Genomic DNA, 3,062 nt, shown 5'->3' on the forward strand with positions numbered 1-3,062 from the left:
CGATGAACGTTGTAAGGTAGTATAAGGTACTTAGTGTAAAAGCTAAGTACTTTTTTGTTATATTAAATTATAGTTAAAGGATAAAGAGCAACGTGTTGTTTTTCCACTGGGAGAGGCAAAAGATATAATATTCACTTTTCGTACAATTTAGTGAAGGTTAATCGAAGTATTAAAAATTGTCACGATGGATGTTGAACGTAAGAAGATACTTAGTTTATACTAGGTATCTTTCTTGTTAAGAAAAAGTAGCGTTTTAATATTCCGTTAAATTCTTTATACTAAGACGCAATAAAGAGTGTCAATAGATTAAACAGAGTTAGATAAATTCATTTTTTATTATATGAAATATATAAATAACAATTAATTTTTATAAGGAAGTAGTATGATAAAATGAAAATATATGGAAGTAAATATGATAATATGGTAAAATTTAGTGCGAGGTGATTAAAATGAAAAAAATATTAAGTATTATATCAATAGTAATATTTTCAGTACTATTAGTATCATGTGGTCAAAAGGATAATAAAATCACTAAGGAAAATATAAGTGCTACATTAATATGTCCAGATGGATTACCAGCAATAGCAATAAGCAATTTAATATCTGATGAATCAAATGATGAAGAGATTACTATAAATTGCTCTATAGAAAAGACAACAGATACGCTTTTATCAGAATTAATGAAGGGTGAGTCTGACTTGGCTATAGTTCCTTCAAATCTGGCATTACAAGCATATAAGAAAGATTTAGGTTATAAGATTGCAGGAACTATTGGATGGGGATCATTATATTTAGTGTCAACAGAAGAAGTAGACAGCTTATTAGATTTAGAGGGATGTGAAATATATAATACAGGAAAAGGTCTTACACCTGATATAGTATTTAAAGATATATTACAAAATAATAATGTTAATGAGAATAATATTACTTTTTCATATGTTGGAGCAGCATCAGAGCTTGCACCGTTGGTCATGAGCGGACAAGCTAAGTATGCAGTGTTACCAGAGCCGGTGCTATCAACTGTAATGGCTAAAAATGAAAATATAAAAATCATATGTAATTTAAATGATGAATGGAAAAAAGTACATGATGTTGAAAATGGATATCCACAATCAACATTATTAATTAAAGAAGAGTTTTATAATACGATAAAAGATTCTGGATTATATGATGAAATTATAAATAAATTTATTGAATCTGAGGATTGGGCAATAAATAATCCTGAGTTAGCAGCAGAACAGTGTGAAAAACTTGATATAACTGTAAATAAAGATGTAATTGATAAATCAATGAAAAATAGTAATTTAGCTTTTACAAAAATAGAAAATTGTGAACAAGAATATGAAACATATTTTTCTATTATAGATGAAAATAATAAAGGAGAAAATGGAGGGTATGACGCAATATTCATTAAGAAATAAAAAATATTTAATGATTTCTATTGCTGTGATTATATTAGTTTGGCAAGTGGTAGCTATTAGTTTTAATAATAGGCTACTTTTGCCTTCTTTTTTTGATGTTTTAAATGAGATGCATAGAATAATATCAAGAGAACAGTTTTTAAGGTTAGTATTTAATAGCATTTTTAGATGTATAAAAAGTTTTATAGTATCTATAATAATTGCAGTAATTTTAGGCATTGGGAGTTATTTTAGTAAATTTATATATAATTTTTTATATCCAATAACAGTATTTTTAAAGGCAATACCGACTATGGCATTTATAGTATTATTATTAATATGGACGTCTAAAGATTTTGCACCAACGATAATAGGTATAGTAATTTCATTTCCTATTTTTTATGAGGCAACTTTAAATTCATTACTTAATATAGATGAGGGATTATTACATATGGTTAGAGTTTATAGAGTATCAAGGAGTGATAAACTAAGATTTGTAATAATGCCTGTGATTTATATAGAAATTAAAAAGATATTGACTTCAACAATATCCTTAATATTTAAAGTTGTTATATCTGGTGAGGTATATTCTCAGCCACAATATGGCATAGGATCTAATATACAATTTGAAAAGATACAGTTAAATACTGCTGCAGTTATCGCATGGATGATTATAATAGCACTGATAGTTTGTATTTTTGATTTTATAATGGATAAGAGTTTTAATAAATGAGGTAAGAATGATAATAAAAAATATAAATTTTAAATATAATGATAATGAAATATATAAAAATTTTAATATAGAATTTAAAAGAGGAAAGATAAATTGTATTATTGGAAAGTCAGGATGTGGCAAAACAACGTTATTAAATTATATTTCTCAAAAATATTGTTTTGAAAATAAAAAAATAGCATTTGTTTTTCAAAATGATAATTTAATTCCTTGGGAAAATATATATGTTAATTTAAAAATTATTGCAAAACAGTACTTTGATAAAGAAAAAATAGAAAAAGAAATTGATAAGATTTTAAAAGATATTGGATTGATAGAATTTAAAAATAGTTATCCTAATGAACTTAGTGGAGGAATGAGACAAAGAATAAATTTTGCACGTGCGTTAATAGGAAGTCCAGATATAATATTAATGGATGAACCTTTTAAATCATTAGATATTAAAAGCAAACATGAAATGATTAACTTAGTAATGGAGTTAAGAAAAAAAAGTATAGTTACTATTATATTAGTAACACATAGTATAGATGAAATAATAAAGCTATCAGACATTGTGTATTTATTAGGGGGAAGACCGGTAAGGATATTGGAAACAGCAGAAGGAGTAAAGATAAAAAATATTGTAGAAAATTTATATAAATCTATTGACGAGTTTAATTAATAGTGTTAATATAAAACACGTCGCTGATGATGAAGTGGTTAAAAAACTTATAAAAATAAGTTGTTGACAACTAACTTTTGAAGTGATAAGATAGTCATTGTCAATTACGAGACATAACAAAAACTTTTAAAAAAAGTGTTGACATGAATCGTAATAAATGATAAGATGAGAAAGTCGCTTGAGGGCGACGAAGTAAATGGTCTTTGAAAATTGAACAGAATATAGTTAAAGTAAACCAGCAATTCTTTTGAGAGTCTTAAAACAAAGA

3 protein-coding genes are annotated in these 3,062 nt (G+C 25.9%); all 3 read left to right on the forward strand.

Annotation, left to right across the window (positions count from 1 at the left end; all coding sequences use genetic code 11):
* The first annotated feature begins 449 nt into the window (after positions 1–449).
* From HCG70_RS17145 to HCG70_RS17155, 3 genes are read left to right on the forward strand one after another with little or no spacing between them, the layout of a single operon-like run.
* Positions 450–1,421 carry a hypothetical protein gene (locus tag HCG70_RS17145; RefSeq protein ID WP_042403032.1) on the forward strand — a complete coding sequence of 324 codons (972 nt, stop codon included), beginning with the start codon at positions 450–452 and terminating at the stop codon, positions 1,419–1,421.
* Positions 1,396–2,133, forward strand: a complete 738-nt coding sequence (locus tag HCG70_RS17150; protein ID WP_042403037.1) for an ABC transporter permease — start codon at positions 1,396–1,398, stop codon at positions 2,131–2,133. Before HCG70_RS17145 ends, HCG70_RS17150 begins: the two co-directional genes overlap by 26 nt.
* Before the next feature lie 7 nt (positions 2,134–2,140).
* Entirely contained in the window at positions 2,141–2,794 is a 654-nt protein-coding gene (locus HCG70_RS17155) for an ABC transporter ATP-binding protein (RefSeq protein WP_042403041.1), read from the forward strand.
* Positions 2,795–3,062: the final 268 nt, after the last annotated feature.

This window comes from Clostridium sp. K04, assembly GCF_019734375.1.
Taxonomy (GTDB): Bacteria; Bacillota; Clostridia; order Clostridiales; family Clostridiaceae; genus Clostridium; species Clostridium saudiense.